Source organism: Tritonibacter horizontis (assembly GCF_001518015.1).
Lineage (GTDB): Bacteria > Pseudomonadota > Alphaproteobacteria > Rhodobacterales > Rhodobacteraceae > Epibacterium > Epibacterium horizontis.
The window spans coordinates 21040-38007 of the sequence record NZ_LPUY01000077.1 but is presented as its reverse complement, the minus strand read 5'-3'; the positions used below and the strand labels follow the sequence as shown (position 1 = coordinate 38007).

13 protein-coding genes are annotated in these 16968 nt (G+C 62.1%); 7 read left to right on the top strand and 6 right to left on the bottom strand.

The features are described from left to right. Positions 1-53: 53 nt before the first annotated feature. The 6 genes from TRIHO_RS14335 to TRIHO_RS14310 all read right to left on the bottom strand — a co-directional run bounded on the left by TRIHO_RS14335 (position 54) and on the right by TRIHO_RS14310 (position 7584). Positions 54-2432, bottom strand: a complete 2379-nt coding sequence (locus TRIHO_RS14335; RefSeq protein ID WP_068245038.1) for a xanthine dehydrogenase family protein molybdopterin-binding subunit — start codon at positions 2430-2432, stop codon at positions 54-56. A 160-nt stretch (positions 2433-2592) separates the two neighbouring features. Then, positions 2593-3078 (bottom strand): (2Fe-2S)-binding protein, encoded by a 486-nt coding sequence (locus TRIHO_RS14330; RefSeq protein WP_068245035.1) that lies wholly within the window; start codon positions 3076-3078, stop codon positions 2593-2595. Positions 3079-3199: 121 nt separating this feature from the next. Next, on the bottom strand, positions 3200-4228 hold the full coding sequence (locus TRIHO_RS14325; RefSeq protein WP_068245033.1) for a molybdopterin-binding protein: 1029 nt from the start codon (positions 4226-4228) through the stop codon (positions 3200-3202). Further along, the gene (locus TRIHO_RS14320) at positions 4225-5238 is read right to left on the bottom strand and encodes an XdhC family protein (RefSeq protein ID WP_068245030.1); all 1014 of its coding nucleotides are present in this window, start codon (positions 5236-5238) and stop codon (positions 4225-4227) included. The genes TRIHO_RS14325 and TRIHO_RS14320 overlap by 4 nt, the downstream gene beginning before the upstream one ends. Positions 5239-5352: 114 nt before the next feature. After that, entirely contained in the window at positions 5353-6603 is a 1251-nt protein-coding gene (locus TRIHO_RS14315) for a vWA domain-containing protein (protein WP_068245206.1), read from the bottom strand. 63 nt (positions 6604-6666) lie between these two features. After that, positions 6667-7584 carry an AAA family ATPase gene (locus tag TRIHO_RS14310; protein WP_068245027.1) on the bottom strand — a complete coding sequence of 306 codons (918 nt, stop codon included), beginning with the start codon at positions 7582-7584 and terminating at the stop codon, positions 6667-6669. Between the two features lie 242 nt (positions 7585-7826). Here TRIHO_RS14310 and TRIHO_RS14305 point away from each other — a divergent pair, with 242 nt between their 5' ends. The 7 genes from TRIHO_RS14305 to TRIHO_RS14275 all read left to right on the top strand — a co-directional run bounded on the left by TRIHO_RS14305 (position 7827) and on the right by TRIHO_RS14275 (position 16833). Continuing rightward, positions 7827-8858, top strand: coding sequence for a glycosyltransferase family 2 protein (locus TRIHO_RS14305; protein ID WP_068245025.1), 1032 nt, complete (start codon positions 7827-7829; stop codon positions 8856-8858). Then, positions 8855-9604, top strand: a complete 750-nt coding sequence (locus TRIHO_RS14300; protein ID WP_165595919.1) for a sulfotransferase — start codon at positions 8855-8857, stop codon at positions 9602-9604. The genes TRIHO_RS14305 and TRIHO_RS14300 overlap by 4 nt, the downstream gene beginning before the upstream one ends. Next, positions 9604-11970, top strand: coding sequence for a glycosyltransferase family 2 protein (locus TRIHO_RS14295; RefSeq protein WP_068245023.1), 2367 nt, complete (start codon positions 9604-9606; stop codon positions 11968-11970). The genes TRIHO_RS14300 and TRIHO_RS14295 overlap by 1 nt, the downstream gene beginning before the upstream one ends. A gap of 2 nt (positions 11971-11972) precedes the next feature. After that, the gene (locus TRIHO_RS14290) at positions 11973-13064 is read left to right on the top strand and encodes a glycosyltransferase family 2 protein (protein ID WP_068245018.1); all 1092 of its coding nucleotides are present in this window, start codon (positions 11973-11975) and stop codon (positions 13062-13064) included. A 126-nt stretch (positions 13065-13190) separates the two neighbouring features. Next, positions 13191-14150 carry a phosphoadenosine phosphosulfate reductase gene (locus tag TRIHO_RS14285; RefSeq protein ID WP_068245016.1) on the top strand — a complete coding sequence of 320 codons (960 nt, stop codon included), beginning with the start codon at positions 13191-13193 and terminating at the stop codon, positions 14148-14150. Between the two features lie 120 nt (positions 14151-14270). Further along, positions 14271-15311, top strand: coding sequence for a dihydroorotase (gene pyrC, locus TRIHO_RS14280; RefSeq protein ID WP_068245014.1), 1041 nt, complete (start codon positions 14271-14273; stop codon positions 15309-15311). Between the two features lie 172 nt (positions 15312-15483). Continuing rightward, positions 15484-16833 (top strand): calcium-binding protein, encoded by a 1350-nt coding sequence (locus TRIHO_RS14275; protein WP_131811208.1) that lies wholly within the window; start codon positions 15484-15486, stop codon positions 16831-16833. The last annotated feature ends 135 nt before the right edge of the window (positions 16834-16968 follow it).

Sequence of the window (16968 nt, the reverse complement as noted above, 5' to 3'; positions counted from 1 at the left end):
TTTTCACAAATACCTCGGGGAGCGCGAGGGGCTGGCCCCTCGCACCTGTCCCTTCACCCCTGCATCGCCGCCCAGACCCGGGCGGGCGACAGCGGCATGTCGATATGGGTCACGGGTTTGCCTGCAGATTGCAGCGCGTCCACCACCGCATTCACCACCGCCGGTGGCGAACCGATGGCCCCGGCCTCACCGCAGCCCTTCACCCCCAGCGGGTTGTGCGTACAGGGTGTCTGGCAGGAATGATCCACCTGATAGAAGGGAACATCATCGGCCCGCGGCATCGCGTAGTCCATGAAGCTCGCTGACAGCAGCTGCCCATTCTCGTCGTAAACGCAGCCTTCCAGCAACGCCTGGCCGATCCCCTGACCGATGCCGCCATGGACCTGACCGTCCACAATCATCGGATTGACGATATTGCCGAAATCATCCGCGGCCGCGAATCTTTCGATGGTGACCTTGCCGGTGTCCGGGTCGACCTCAACTTCGCAGGCATAGGCGCCCGATGGGTAGGTAAAATTCGCCGGATCGTAAAAGGCAGTCTCCTCCAGACCCGGCTCGATCTCTTCCAGCGGGTAGTTATGCGGCACATAGGCAGCGAGGGTCACATCCCCCCAGGCCACGGATTTATCCGTACCTGCCACCGAGAACTTGCCGTCCTTCAACTCGATATCGGCATCAGCGGCCTCCATCAGATGGGCGGCGATCTTCTTGGCCTTGGCGATAATCTTCTCGGTTGCGCGGACCATGGCAGAGCCCCCGACCGCCAGCGACCGCGACCCGTAGGTCCCCATCCCCATCGGCGCATTGTTGGTATCGCCATGCTCGATCTCCACCATATCCTCGGGAATCCCGATCATTGAGGAAATCACCTGCGGAAACGATGTCTCATGCCCCTGCCCGTGACTGTGGCTGCCGGTCATCACCACGATGCCACCGGTGGCATTCACCCGGACCGTGGCGCTTTCATAAAGCCCAGCGCGCGCTCCGAGTTGCCCCACCAGGTTCGATGGCGCGATCCCGCAGGCCTCAATATAGCAGTTGACGCCGAGCCCCCGCAGCTTGCCGGCCTTTTCGCTCTCGGCACGGCGCGCGGCAAAACCCGCCAGATCGGCGATTTCTTCCAGCTTGTCCATGGTCGCGACGTAGTCACCGGTGTCATATTCCACCGCTACAGGCGTGGCATAGGGAAACTCGGTGATGAAATTCTGCCGTCGCAGTGCAATCGGATCAACCCCCAGCTCGCGGGCCGCCTTGTCGATCACCCGCTCCAACTGATAGGTCGCCTCCGGTCGGCCAGCACCGCGATAGGCGTCAACCGGCACCGTATTGGTAAAGACCGCTTTGACGTTCACATAGATCAGCGGCGTTTTGTAATTGCCCGCCATCAGCGTGCCATGCAGCCAGGTCGGCACCGAGGGTGCAAAGGTAGACAGATAGGCCCCCATATTGGCCAGCGTGTCGGTGCGCAGCGCGGTAAAATTGTTGTCCGCATCCAGCGCCAGTTCGATCTTGGTCACGTGATCGCGCCCATGGGCATCCGACATAAAGGCCTCAGACCGCGACGAGGTCCATTTCACCGCCCGATTGAGCGCTTTGGCCGCGAAGGTACAGAACGCCTCTTCCGCGTAGTGAAAGATCTTGGAGCCGAAACCGCCCCCGACATCAGGTGCGACAACACGCAGCTTGTGTTCCGGGATCCCGAGCACGAAGGCGCCCATCAACAGGCGGATCACATGCGGGTTCTGCGAGGTGGTGTAGAGCGTCGAATCGCCGGTCGCCCGGTTGAAATCCCCGACTGCGACGCGCGGCTCCATCGGGTTGGCGATCAGACGGTTGTTGACCAGTTCCAGCGTGGTGACATGGGCGGCGGCATCAAAGGCCTTGTTCACCGCGTCCTTGTTTTCCTCTACAAACCCCCAGTCGTAGCAGAGGTTGGAGGTCAGATCGTCATGCACCTTCGGCGCGCCGTCTTGCAGGGCGGCCTTCATGTCGATCACGGCCGGCAGCTCTTCGATCTCCAGCTCGATGGCCTCGGCGGCATCGCGGGCTTGTTCTGGCGTCTCCGCGACGACAGCGGCAATCGGATCGCCCACATGGCGGACCTTGCCCTGGGCCAGCACCGGATGCGCCGGTTCCTGCATCACCTCGCCAAACCGGTCGGTGACCTGCCAGCCACAGGGCAGCCCGCCGACCCCTTCGAAATCCGCTCCGGTAAAGATCCGCAGCACGCCCGGCATCGCTGCGGCAGCTGTGGTCTCCAGGCTCGAAATGCGGCCATGGGCCACGTCCGAGCGCAGGAAATGCACATAGGCCTGGCCGTTCACATTGATGTCGTCGGTGTAATTTCCGGTTCCGCTCAGGAACCTGATGTCCTCGCGCCGTTTGGTGGCGGCACCAATGCCGCTTTCCTTGGCGTCAATATCCTTAGGCATCTTCCATTCTCCTCCCTGGAGTCACAGACCCCGGTATCGGGCCACACGCACGCCGGGGCTCCTCCCTCAGATGCAAGGCCTGACCGTTTTGGTCTTTCGGAAATTCAAAGGTCAACGCGGGCCCCTCTGGTCAAGCGGCCCGTTTCTCATCTTGGCGGGACTATTCCGCAGCGATGGCAGAGACATCCTGACCGGAGGCCGCCATGATCGCTTTGACAATGTTATGGTATCCAGTGCACCGGCACAGGTTCCCCTCCAGATAGTGACGGACCTCCTGTTCCGTCGGTTTGGGGTTGTCCTTCAACAGGGCCGCGGCCGACATGACCATGCCCGGCGTGCAGAACCCACACTGAAGCCCGTGATGCTCCTGAAAAGCGGCCTGGATGGCATTCAACGTTCCATCGGCCTCGGCTTGCCCCTCAATTGTGGCAACCTCTGCCCCTTCGGCTTCGAGGGCGAGCATGGTGCAGGCTTTGACCGCGGCGCCATCAACATGCACGACACAGGCGCCACATTGGCTGGTGTCACAACCAACATGGGTGCCGGTCAGCCCCAATGTCTCGCGCAGAAATGAAACTAAAAGTGTGCGACCCTCGACCTCACCCGTCATGGGTTTGCCGTTTACGGTCATCGTGACCTTCGTCATAAATTCCTCCCTAGCTGAATAATTTGATCTGGCTGCACTTAGTTAATCATGCGTCTGCAGATGGTGCGAGAATTTTCTACTGCAAGATGCGACATGAAAACGTCACACGCCCCATAGGGCGTTACTCTGCCTCCGGTCGACGCGGGCGCGGACGGGTCGGGATCTCTTTCAGCAGGCCTCCGACCCCCATGGCCGCGATGTCGGCCGAGGTCAGCGCCACCCCGCAAAGCACCCTCTCCAGCACCCAATCCGCCCCATTGAGCGCGGGCGAACGTGCACAGCCCGGCAGGCCAATGACCGGCTTTTCCCCCAGCCTGCCAAGGAACAGCAGGTTGCCGGGGTCCACCGGCATGCCAAAGCGCGTCACTTTGCCGCCCGCCTGTCGCACCGCCTCGGGTGCCACGTCCATCGGGTCGGAGGTGGCCGACCCGGTCAGAACCAGCAGCACCTCTCCCGGCGCGGAGCGGAGCGCTTCCGCTATGGCGGATGTGCGATGCGGCACCAGAACCCGGTCCCCCAGATCAACCTTCATCCGGTCCAGCCGCCCGGCCATGGCCGCGCGCCCCTTGTCCGACGGCACCTCTTCGCTGACCTGAGTCTCGATCAACGTTGCCGTCGCATACACGGGCGGCAGCAGGCGCAGCGCCCCGGCCACATCGCGCAATGCGGCCGCAAGCGCCCGCTGCGGCACCGCATAGGAGATGATCTTGATTGTCGCGACCATGCCGTCCTCATCGACCCGGTGGGCGTCGGGCACCGTCGCGATAGAGATCATGGGATCCACCGCGTTCAGCGCCGCAATGCGCGCAGAATCGACGCAGGTGATCCCACAGCCCGTCGTATAAAGGTTGACCCGGCCGGCGCCCGCCCCGGAAATGCGCAGCCCCTGGCGCTGCGGGTCCGGCACGATCGCCGCGGCCACCTGCAAGGCGGCGGCATCTTCGTGCACGTCCTCCGCGTCGAGCCTTGCGACCGTAATCTGCGCGTGGCCCGCAGCCATGAGATCGTCAATATGCGCAGCCGACAGCAGGGTCCCCTTGGCGATCTTGTAGGTCTTCCACCCTTCCGCCTTGTCCCGCTTTCGGGCCTGGACAGAATGGGCGACAAGCGCACCCATGGCGTCTTGAACCCGGATCGGTCCAAATTTCATTCTGTGCCGCCTCCGGCCCGACCGCGCAGCACCGCCGTCATTTCCGCCAGGATTGACACCGCAATTTCCGCCGGGCTGGCAGCGCCGATATCCAGACCGACCGGACCATGTATGCGCGCCAGATCGTCCTGATTGAAACCGGCAGCGATCATCCGCTGGCAACGCTGCGCGTGGGTCCGTCTGGAGCCCAGCGCACCGATATAGAAACAGCCCCCCCCGAGCCCCGCCAAAAGCGCCGGATCATCCAGCTTCGGATCATGGGTCAGCAGCACAAGAGCCGTCCGGCGATCAAGGCCAAGGCGCTCGATCGCCTCATCGGGCCAGTCCTGCAGGATCGTCTCGCCCGGGAACCGTGCGGCGGACCCAAAGGCCGCGCGCGGATCGATCAGCACCGGATCGTAGCCCGCAAGTCGCGCCATCGGCACCAGCGCCTGCGCGATATGAACCGCGCCAACCAGAATAAGCCGCAGCAGCGGGTTGTGGACCGCCACAAAGGTCTCGCCGTCCTCCTCGACCCCGGAGCGGTCCATTTTCATGCGATCCGGGTAGGAGGCCGGATTGACCAGATGCCCCTTGCCGGACCCGAGGTTGACCTCATAGGCCAGCGCCCGCCGCTCCGCGCGGGCCAGGACAAGCGCCTCCAGAACCTCTTCGTCCAATGTCTTGCCCACAGGTTCCAACAGCACCCGGATGGTGCCACCACAGGCCAGCCCGACCGCAAAGGCATCTTCGTCGCTGACGCCGAACTCCAGCACCTTGTGGAGGCCACTCTCCAGCGTGTCCTGCGCCTCCAGGATCACCGCGCCTTCGACGCAGCCCCCCGAAACCGACCCTTCCATGCGCCCGTCGCCCCCGACCACCAGCTGCGCCCCGGTCCGGCGCGGCGCCGAGCCCCAGGTCTCCACCACGGTGGCCAAAACCGCGCCGATCCCCGCGCGATGCCAGGTCAGGGCCAGTTCAGGTGCGCTGTCAAAGCGAGAAAGATCAGCCTGTTCAGTGCCAGAAGTCATGTCGTTCACCCCGATCCGATGCGTTTCCTACTGCGGTCTGCACAGCTTGGCCTCAGAGGGCCAGAATTCAAGTCCAATTCGTGCCAAACGCCCGGCTCGAACTGGCACTCCGGCCTAGAGCAGCGCCATCATCCTGGCCTTTTCACCGGCGTCCTGCGGGCGCGAGATCGCCTCTGCCAGCTCGGCCAGTGAGGCGATGTTATGCCCGGCGCGAAAGCTGTCCACATGTGGCAGCATCCGGCGAATGCCCTGGGCACGGGGTGCGAACCCGTCCCATCGCATCAATGGATTGAGCCAGATCAGACGGCGCGCCGACAAATGCAGACGCTGCATTTCGCGCTCCAAATCCTCTGGCGCCTCGCGGTCAAGGCCATCGGTAACAAGAAGCACAACCGCGCCCTGCCCCATCACCCTGCGCGACCAATCGCGGTTGAAGTTATGCAGACAGGCGCCGATCCGCGTGCCGCCCTGCCAGTCCTGCGCCTGCGCGCCCGCCGCCGCCAGCGCCGCGTCCACGTCGCGCTGTTTCAGGTGCCGGGTGATGTTTGTCAGCCGGGTGCCGAAGGTAAAGCCATGCACCTTTGCCCAGCCCTGCCCCCTGGCATTGCTGACCGCGTGCAGGAAATGCAGCACCATCCGGCTGTACTGGCTCATGGAGCCGGAAATGTCGCACAGGACCACAAGGTTGGGCCAGCGCTCCCCCTTGTCGACCCGGGCGATCCGCTGGATGTCTCCGCCGGTGCGGCAGGCGCTGCGCAGCGTGCGCCGCCAATCCGCCCGCGCGCCTTGCGGTGACGGGCGAAGGCGGCGCGTTTTCAACGGTTTCACGGGTAAGGTCAACTGCGTCAGCAACCGCTTGGCCGCGGCGATCTCGGCCGTGCTCATCTGTTCGAAGTCCAGCGTTTTCAACCGTTCCTGCGCCGACAAAGTCAGCGTCGCGTCGATTTCGATTTCACTGTCCTCCGGGGCGTTGTTTTCCGGCAGATCGTCTGGCAATTGCCCGTCCAGAAGGGCCTCCGCGGCACGTTTTTCTGCCGGTTTTGGCGCACGATTTTCCTGCACGCCCCGAATGGCCGGCAACATCGCGGCCATCATGTGTTCGAGATACCGCGGGTCACGCCAGAACAGGCGGAACACCTGAGTGAAGACCGCCCGGTCCTCGGGGCGCGAGACGAAACAGGCGTGCAGCGTCCAGTAGAAATCACGTCGCGAGGTGAACCCCGTTGCGGCCACCGCTTCCACCGCGTCCATCACCCGCCCCGTGCCCACTTTCAGTCCTGCCTTGCGCAGGGCGTGGGCAAAGTAAGTGAGGTTGGCGACCAGTTTCGGATCCTCCGGCAGCGGCAGCGGCGCGTATTGTGGCATCAGCTGCGGTGGGGGCTTTGCCCCCACACCCCCAAGGTATTTTCCAAAAGATGAAGATGCATATCACATATCCTCTAACGTAGTGCGGGCGGCATCGAGGATACGCTTGGCCTCGGAGCCATGCAGTTTGGCAATATCATCCTGGTATTTGAGGATTGCGCCGAGCGTGTCTGCGATGACTTCCGGGCTCAGGCTGACCACGTCAAGCGCCAGCAGGCAATGCGCCCAGTCGATGGTTTCCGCCACGCCCGGTTTCTTGAACAGATCCTCGCTGCGCAGCGCCTGAACGAAGGCCACCACTTCACGGCTGAGCCGCTGGGCCGCGTCGGGAACCCGGGCCTGCAGGATTTCCAGCTCCCGGTCAAATTCCGGGTAGTCGACCCAATGATAGAGGCAGCGCCGCTTCAGCGCATCATGGACCTCTCGGGTGCGGTTGGAGGTAAGGATCACTGTCGGCGGCTCCGGTGCCTTGATCGGGCCCAGTTCCGGAATGGTGACCTGGAACTCGGACAGCGCTTCGAGCAGGAACGCCTCGAAGGGTTCGTCGGTGCGGTCCACCTCGTCGATCAGCAGGATCGGCGCGCCGGCATCATCCGGGCGCATGGCCTGCAGCAGCGGCCGCTCGATCAGATACTCCGTGGAAAAAAGCTCCGCTTGCAAGCTGCGCCGATCGGCCTGGCCTGAGGCCTCGGCCGTGCGGATTGCCACCATCTGGGCGGCGAAATTCCATTCATAGACAGCGCTGGCGGCATCCAGGCCTTCGTAACATTGCAACCGGATCAGACGGCGGCCGGTCACAGCCGACAGTGCTTTGGCGATTTCAGTCTTGCCGACCCCGGCCTCGCCTTCGAGGAACAGGGGGCGGCCAATACGTCCGGCAAGGAAGACCACCGTCGCCAGCGCCCGGCCACAGACATAACCGGTTTCGGAGAGGATCGACTGCACCTCATCAATGGACGAGAACCCGGACCGGCTGCTCATGTCGTCAAACCTCCTGCTGTTGCCGTCACAACAGGCCACGCCCGGAGACCGCCGTCAAGCGGAGCGCGTGCAACAGATTGTCAGATCCGCGCTGCCAAAGATTGACGGCGGGTGGCGTGGAGTGCGACTAAATGGGGGCGTGAAGAGGCCCGGCAGAAGACCGGACAACGCGGGGCGCTCGTGCCCCGGGGTGAGAGGCACGCGGACCCTACTGGTCTGCGGACGAGCGGAAGGACACGAAAATGCGCATCACTGCGGTGACCTGCGTCAAGAACGAAGGGCCGTTCCTGTTGGAATGGATCGCCTATAACCGCCTGCTCGGCGTGACCGATTTCCTGTTCTACTCCAACGATTGCACCGATGGGACGGACGAGTTGCTGGATGCGCTGAGCGCGCGCGGCGCAGTCACCCATCTGGCGAACCCGGCCGAGGGGCGCGCCTATCAGATGGAGGCGCTGAAGGATTGCGCCCATCAGCCGGTTGTGCAACAGGCCGACTGGCTCTGGATCGCGGATGTTGATGAGTTCCTGAACATTCATGTCGGCGATCATACGATCCCGGCGCTGATCTCGGCCTCACGGGACCCGCATGCAATTTCGCTGTCGTTTCAGTTTTTCGCGGCCGGCGATGTTCACCGGTTCGAAGACCGTCCCGTCATTGAACAATTCACCCGAACCCATAACCCGGACATCTGGTGCGGCGAGACCGCGATCGAGGTCAAGACCCTCGTCCGGCGCGATTTTCCACTGGGCTACTATGGCGCCCACCGCCCGTTTCTGCGCAAGAACACCAGATCAGAGGACCGCCCGGTCTGGTGTGACGGCAGCGGGCGGCAGGTTCAGCACCGTTTCATGGTGGCCGGCTCGCCGCGCCGCATTCGCAAGTTCCCGGCCAAGGACGCGCGCCGGTTTGCGACACTCAACCACTATGCGCTGCGCTCGCTCGACAGCTATCTGGTCAAGAACGACCGCGGCGACGTGAATCGGGAAAACCGGGCATTTGACGATACCTATTGGCGCGAGAGAAACGATCAATCCTGGCAGGATCGCTCTATCCATCGAATGTTACCGGCGCTGACTGCGGCACTTGCAGACTTGAAATCCGATCCCGAAATCGCCCGATTGCATGCCGAATGTGTACACCGCCACCGTGCACATCGCGACGCCCTGTTGACGCAGCCGGCCTATCAGGAGATGCGCGCGGCGTTGCGATCCGCCTCCTCACTTCCGCCGCAAGAAGACGCCATGTTGCGGCGTCTGGGGCTGTTCACATGAGCCTGGAGATTGTCAATCTCGGCCTGCCCAAATCGGGCACCACCACCCTGCGCCGCGCCCTGACTGAGGCCGGCTACAAGGTCGCCGACCACCGGATCAAGGCGCGCGAGAACAAGAACGATCCCAATGACCGCTGTTTTGTCGGCGCCCTGATGTATGAGGGGCTGTTCAAGTTCGGCGACCCGACCGCCCGACTAAAGGACATTCAGGCGCTGACGGAGGTCAGTTATATTTTCGGGCGCAACTCGGTCTGGCCGCAATGTGACCAGGCGATGCTGCTTGCCCTGCGCAAACTGCATCCAAAGGTTCGTTTTGTGGCCACCCGTCGTGACACCGAGGAAATGGCCCATTCCATCATGCGCTGGAACAACCTGGGCCGCGAACGCCTGCCGACCTCGACCGTGCCAGGGTTGCCGGCGGGTTTTGGCCATGAGATCGACGAGCAGATGATCTGGATCGACGGCCATTACGAAGCGCTGGCGCATTGGTTTCGGGATGATCCCCTTTATCTGGAACTGGATGTGTCGGCCCCCGGTGCGCAGTCCGAACTGGAACGTTTTCTTGGTCGACCGCTTCCCTGGTGGGGGCAGGCGAATGTCAATTTTCGCGCGGCCATGGCGACCGCGCCGCCGCCGCACCCGGAGACTGAGACTGAGACTGAGACTGAGACTGAGACGCCTGTCTGGTCAGGGGCAGAAATCACCCATACCACCACACAGGTTGCACTGCAGAAAGAGCCGGACTGATGCGGATTTACCTTCATATCGGGCTGCAGCATGTGGGGGCCGAGCGGCTGCAATCGGTGCTGCGCGACAAGCGCGAGCAATTGCTGACCAAGGGCGTGCTGGTGCCACATGTCGCCGGAACGCAAAACCATACCCGCCTTTTCATGGCGGTGACCGACCCGGATCACGTTGACACGCTGCGCTATAACCGAGGCTACATCAGCGCCGAAAAACAGGCGCAATTGCAGGCGGTTCTGCTGGATGGCCTGCGTCGAGATATTGCGCTGCACGCGCCCTCGACGCTGATCCTGACCGCACATCAGCTTGGCACGCAATTGTCGCGGCGCAGCGAGCTGGAACGGCTGCGGGCATTGTTGGTCACACTGTCCGACGACATTCGCATTGTCGCCCATGTTGACGCGCAGGCCCGGATATTGCCGCAGCTTTTTGCCGAACAGATCCTTGAGGGGCGCACCGCCAGCCTCGCCCGGGAGCTGGAAATGGCCCGCGACGGCAATTGGTGGCAATCGTCCCTCGACACCCACCCCGTTGTCGATCCTCAGGCCGGTCAGTTCGAAGAAACCCAAGGCGCGCCCTTCTGGCTTGATTTTGTCGCGCTGCAGACGTTCTGGGAGGATGTCTTTGGCGCCGGCAGCGTCTGCTATCGCGCCTATCGCCCCGAGCTGTTTCACAGCGCCGAGGTCACCGAAGAACTCCGCGCGGCCTTTGGTATATCAGACCAGATCGGCAAGGTCGCCCCTGTCGCACCGCCGCCGCCCGCGGCGGCGGCCTGGCTGACTCGTGGGCGGCAGTTCAACGTGCTGTTGCTGAAACTGCTGGCGCGTGGCGAGCATATCCTGCCGCGCAAGCTCTGGCGTCAGATGATCCAGGATCTGCACATCGACGGCGCCCCAATCGACCCCAGCCAACTGGGTGCCCTCACCCATCATTTCGCCGCCGACAACGCCGCACTCTGCGAAGGTCACCCGGATCTGACGCCGGATCTTTTTGACGTGCCCATCGCGCAGGACAGCTGGACAGAAGCGGACCCGACGCTTGGGTTTCGGGCCTCGCAGTATCTTCTGGCTTTTCTCCACCGGATCGACAAAGCCACGACAGAGGCCCGCGCCGCCCGCGAGGGTGATTTGCAGCAACTGCAGGAAGACCGCGCGGCCCAGGCGCCACCTGCCGCCACGGCGCAGCTCTCGGCGCCTGCAAACCGGCTGATGCCCCCCTTGGCGGTGAAGAACTTCGAAATGTTGCAGACCTCGTCGTTCAAACCGCACAACCGGCTTGGCCAACTGGACGAACAGGTCGAACGCCCGCCCTACTCCGAGGTGCCGCCCCGACCGCGCGCAGACGACAACAGCGGCAATGTCATTGTCGGCTGCATGAAGAACGAAGCCCCCTATATACTGGAATGGGTCGCCTATCACCGCATGATCGGTGTAGACAATTTCCTGATTTACACCAATGGCTGCAGCGACGGCACATCAGAAATTCTGGATCGGTTGCAAGCACTTGGCATCCTGCAACATCGCAACAACGACAATTGGAAAGGCAACTCGCCCCAGCAATATGCGCTGAACCAGGCCCTGAAGGAGCCGGTGATCCGTCAGGCCGAATGGGTGATCCACATCGACGTGGACGAGTTCATGAACGTGCGCTGCGGCAACGGCACCCTGGCGGATTTCTTCGCCCATGCCCCCGAGGCCACCAATGTGGCAATGACCTGGCGGCTCTTTGGTCACAACGGGGTAACGGCCCTGGCAGAGGCGCCGGTGATTGCCCAGTTCGACCACTGTGCGCCGCGCTTCTGCCCCAAGCCGCACACGGTCTGGGGGTTCAAGACGATGTTCAAGAACATCGGCGCCTATCAGAAAATCTCTTGTCACCGGCCCAACAAGCTGGCCGACGACAAACGCCAAGAGGTCAAATGGGTGAATGGGTCGGCGCAGGACATGACGGTCGAAGCAATCGACAACGGCTGGCGCAACTCCAAGAAATCCATCGGCTATGACCTCTTGCAACTCAACCACTACGCGCTGCGATCGGCCGAGAGTTTTCTGGTGAAACGCCAGCGCGGACGCGCCCTTCATGTGGACCGCTCCATCGGGCTGAACTATTGGATCCGGATGGACTGGAACGATCACAAGGATGTCACGATCCAGCGCAACCTGCCGCGTCTGCAGGCCGAATTGGCGCGGTTGATGGCCGATGACACCCTGCGGCTCCTGCATCAGGCGGGCGTCGCCTGGCACCGTGCCAAGGCCGCCGAGCTGCATCAGACGGCGGAATTCGAAGAGCTGTACCGTCGCGCGCTGGAGATCGACCTCACCGCCACCGAACGGGTGGCCTGGGCGCTCTCGCTGGATATGGAGAGTTGAACATGCGCACATTGGCTGTCCTGACCGTGCGCAACGAGGCCGCATATCTGCTGGAATGGCTGGCCCATCACAAGGCGGTGGGTTTTACCGATTTCCTCGTGTTTTCAAACGACTGCGACGACCAGACTGTCGCGATGCTGAACCGGCTGGACGAACTGGGCCATCTTGCCCATGTCGAAAACGATGGGCCCTACGACAAAGGCGGCATCCAGTTCACTGCCATGAAACGCGCTGACAAGCACCGTTTGGCCAAACGCGCGGACTGGATTCTGGCGCTGGATGTGGATGAATTCGTCAATATCCACTGTGGCAAGGGGCAGCTGTCGGATCTGCTGGAGGCATTGCCCGAGGCGGATGCGATCACCCTCACCTGGCGGCTGTTCGGCAATGCCGATCAGGTCCGCTATCTGGGCGAGCGTGTCACCGACCGGTTCACCCGCGCCGCCCCCGCGATCATGCATTGGCCGTGGCGGGCCTCGATGTTCAAAACGCTTTATCGCAACTCCGGGACCTACCGCAAAATTGGCATCCATCGCCCGCGCAGCGTGCGCGACACCAGCATGCTGGACGGCTATCGCTGGTTTGACTGTGTCGGCCGCGAGCTCACGGGCGATTTCAAGACCAAACGGGTGTTCTCCAACTACGGTCAGGACAACTACAAATTGGCACAGCTCAACCACTATCCGCTTGGCGCCATGGAAAGCTATATCCTCAAGGCCGACCGCGGGCGGGCCGTGCATTCCGACCAGATGCTGGACCTCGACTATTGGGTCGAGCGCAATTTCAACTCCGAAGAAGACACCTCGATTGCCCGCTACCGCCCCGCGCGCGATGCCATCATGGATATGTTTCTCGCGGACGCCCTGCTGACCCGTCTTCAGGATCAGGCCGTGCAATGGCGCAAGGACCGTTTCATGGCCCTGATGCGCGACGAACCCTTTCGCGCGCTCTTTGGCCGCCTGATGATGACGCCACCCTCACGCCCGATCAGCGAGGTCACGGGGCGCACGCTTGCGGGCTTTGCCACATTGGGCAGACGCGACATCCAGCAGTTCCAGAACCGCCGCAGCACCGCCACCGATCCCGACAGTTAAGCCACCGGCATCCCCGATCCGGAAACAATAGCCTGCAATTGGGCCCAGCTTCTTCAAATTTTAGCCTTATTCCTGGCCTATCTCTGCGGGTGATAACAGCCGAACAACGGGTGGCGAGTGGCGCGCATGCAGGACGACACAGAAATTCACGAACAGGATCTTTCCGGCCTGTCGCCAGCCGACTGGCAGGCCCGCTTGGCTGAAACGGCGGAAAATCATGGCATGTACCAGCCCCTGGGGGATCGTCATTTTGCGACGTTCATCGACCAGGGCAACACCCTGCTTGTGACCTTCGAAAGCCGCCAGGGCATCCAGAGCCTGTCGGAAACCGCGCAGCCGCTTGGATTTGACCTGGTGCAGAATCTCGGCTGGTCGCATCTCTGTTTGATTTCCGATGGCGACACCTGGTTTCGCGACCATCGCATTTATGGTTTTTTCGATCAGCTGATCGACGATGGATTCTTTGAAGAATTCGACAACGTCGTCTTTTACGGCGCTGGTCCCTGCGGCTATGCGGCGGCGGCCTTTTCCGTGGCCGCCCCCGGCGCAACGGTGGTCGCGATCCAGCCGCAGGCCACGCTGGATCCACGGATGACCGAATGGGACGACCGGTTTACCGAGATGCGGCGCGTCTCCTTTACCGACCGGTACGGGTTTGCGCCTGACATGATTGATGCCGCCGACCACGCCTATGTGCTCTACGATCCCTATCAGACGCTGGATGCGATGCATGCGGCGCTGTTTGCACGGTCGAATGTCACCCGGCTGCGCCTGCCCTGCATGGGCGAGGCAATCCAGACACGACTGATCGAAATGGAGCTGCTCTATCGGATCATGTCGCTTGCCGGCAGCGGACGGCTGACACCGATGGCCTTTCACAAATTGGCCCGCGCCCGGCGCGACAACAATGTCTACCTGCGCAACCTGCTGAACCGGCTCGACTATCTGGAACGTCCCTACCTCACCATGTTGCTGTGCCGCAATGTGCATGACCGGCGCCGGTTGCCGCGCTTTGGGCGTCGGATGCAGGTCTTGCAGGAGCGCGCCGCCAAGGGCGAATTTCGCGTCCCGCCGATGCGCGACTGATCTGAGACGGCCGTTTCGGCCTCTTTGCCCCGCTGTCCGCAGCCGGCACCACCGGCGAGCGGCACGCGCGCTGCACCTCTGCGACTTCCCAAGTCAAATGTGGTGTGCTAACGGCTGCGCATGACCGACAGCATCACCATCACCCGCCCCGACGACTGGCACCTACATCTGCGCGATGGCGACATGCTGCGCGCGGTGCTGCCGGAAACTGCCCGCCATTTTGGCCGCGCCATCATCATGCCCAACCTGGTGCCGCCCGTGGTGACGGGCGATCAGGCTGCGGCCTACCGCGACCGTATTCTCGCCGCCCTGCCCGATGGCATGACCTTCGAGCCGCTGATGACGCTCTATCTGACCGAGGATACCGATCCGGCCGATGTGGCTGCGGCGCATGCTTCCGGTCTGGTCAAAGCGGTGAAGCTCTATCCCGCCGGGGCAACCACCAATTCGGCCTCAGGCGTGACTGATTTCGACAAGGTTCGTCCGGTGCTGGAAAAGATGGCCGATATCGGTCTGCCCCTTTGCACCCATGGCGAGGTGACAGACCACGACATCGACATCTTTGACCGCGAAGCCGTGTTCATCGACCGTGTGCTGGACCCGATCCGTCGCGCCACCCCCGGCCTTCGGGTCGTGATGGAGCATATCACGACGAAAAACGCCGCCGACTATGTCCGGTCACAGGACAGCGATCTGGGCGCGACCATCACCACGCACCATCTGATCATCAACCGCAACCACATCCTCGTGGGCGGCATCAAACCACATTATTACTGCTTGCCCGTCGCCAAACGCGAAGAACACAGGCTGGCCCTGCGCGCCGCTGCCACCTCCGGCGATCAGCGGTTTTTTCTGGGCACCGATTCCGCGCCCCATACGGACCCGAACAAACTCAGTGCCTGCGGCTGCGCAGGCTGCTTCACCGCGACAAACACGATGGCGCTTCTGGCCCATGTGTTCGAGGCGGACAATGCCCTGGACAAGCTCGAAGGCTTTGCCTCCCGGCATGGCCCCGCGTTTTACGGACTGGCGGAGAACGATGCCCGGATCACCCTGACGAAACACGCGTCACCGGTTGCGTTCCCCGACAAGATCGACACGCCGGACGGTCCTGTGACTGTTTTCGACCCAGGGTTTGACGTCTATTGGACAGTCGCCTGATACGGGAAATCGCGACCACCCCTTCCCCGCATGCGGTTGTTTTTCACAAATTTTCGGCCGCAAGCATCACCTTTTCACATTGGCCGACCTTCCATTTTCGATGAGCGTCTGCTTAATTATTAACTTGTGCAGCGGTGTTTGCTGCCCCTAATTGACTGTTGAGGTAAACAGAATGACCACATTTAACGTACCAGGAGTCCGTCTCTATTTTGACGACGAAGGCGAGAGCGTAAATCTTGCGTCAGCTTCCGCACGGATCATCACCCCATCAGAAACCTCAACCTTCTCATACACTGTGACGGGGTTTGACGACGGCGTGCCGCAGATCACGCTTGATGGGGATTTCTTCGAAATTCATCTCGATGGCAGCCCCACGACCACGCTCGAGGACTTCTCCGAGCTGCAACCGTTTATTGTCGAGATCGACTGGAGCCGCGGCACCAGCGTCGTGTTTGGCATCAATATCGAACCTTTCGGGCAGAATGATTCCGAACTGTATTTCATTCTCGACGGACCCGCCCCCGAAGTGGACGACGTGGACGATTGGGAAGACTTCGACAACTCCATCACCGCCATTCGGACCCCGACAGGGGATTTCGCGCCCGGCGTCGACATCGCGTGGAACTCCTTTATCGAGCAGACCAACACCGAAGAAGACGACTTCTCCGGGACGGACGGCGATGATCTCCTGATCGGCGGTCGCGGCGACGATTATTTCCGCACCTCCGAAGGGGATGACACCTTTTCCGGTGGCAACGGATTCGACCAGGTCACCTATGGCAACGCCAGCAGCGGCGTCGTCGTCGACCTTGGCGCCCAGACCGCAACCGATGACTTTGGCGACACCGATACGTTGCGGAGCATCGAAATGGTGCGCGGCTCGGCGTATGACGATGACCTGACCGGCGACCGCAAGGCCAACCACATTCGCGGGCTGGCCGGGGACGACACGCTTGATGGCGGCCGGGGCACCGATCTGGTGCGCTATGACCGCGACGCCCGTTACGGCGGCGAGGACGGCGTGACCGTGAACCTCAAGAAAGGCTTTGCCATCGACGGGTTCGGGGATCGCGATACGCTCTCCCGTTTTGAGCGCGTGATGGGGTCCGATTCAAAGGACAAATTCATCGGTTCGCGCAAAGGCGAGGAATTCCAGGGCCTCAACGGCCATGACGTCATCGACGGCGGTGGCGGCGATGACGAGATCTATGGCGGCTACGGCAACGACAAGATCACCGGCGGCAGCGGTGACGACATGCTGTCCGGCGGCAGCGGGGCGGATCGGTTCATCTTCAAAGGCAACTTTGGCGACGATGAGATCACCGATTTCTCCACCGGCGGTCGCAAGGAAAAGATCGACCTCAGCAGCATCCGCGAGATCAAGTCGTTCCGCGATCTGAAGCGCAACCACGTGGAAGAAAACGACGACGGCGACGTGGTGATCCACGACAACGATGGCAACTCGATCACGCTGCTGGATGTTTCGATCTCGGATCTGTCCGGCAACGATTTCATCTTCTGATCGGATCTTGGACAGCGCGCACCCGCGCGTTCGCATTATCCGAAACCGGGCCGGGGATCCTCCCCTGGCCCGGTTTTCTGTTGCAGCGGGGGCTTCTCTCTGCGGGCCAATCGGTTTATGGACAAGCAAACTCCC